Annotated in this window: 1 rRNA gene; it reads left to right on the top strand. The window is 53.3% G+C overall.

From position 1 onward, the window contains the following. Window positions 1-304, top strand: a 16S ribosomal RNA gene (locus tag ACK3CV_RS25400); the annotation flags it as partial.

The following is a 304-nucleotide window of genomic DNA, read 5'->3' as shown; positions in this document are numbered from 1 at the left end:
ATCCTTTGTTGCCAGCGGTTCGGCCGGGAACTCAAAGGAGACTGCCAGTGATAAACTGGAGGAAGGTGGGGATGACGTCAAGTCATCATGGCCCTTACGAGTAGGGCTACACACGTGCTACAATGGCGTATACAAAGAGAAGCGACCTCGCGAGAGCAAGCGGACCTCATAAAGTACGTCGTAGTCCGGATTGGAGTCTGCAACTCGACTCCATGAAGTCGGAATCGCTAGTAATCGTAGATCAGAATGCTACGGTGAATACGTTCCCGGGCCTTGTACACACCGCCCGTCACACCATGGGAGT

The organism is Serratia sp. TSO36 (assembly GCF_057808395.1).
The sequence above is the reverse complement of the archived record's forward strand: the minus strand, read 5'-3'. Positions and strand labels throughout refer to the sequence as shown.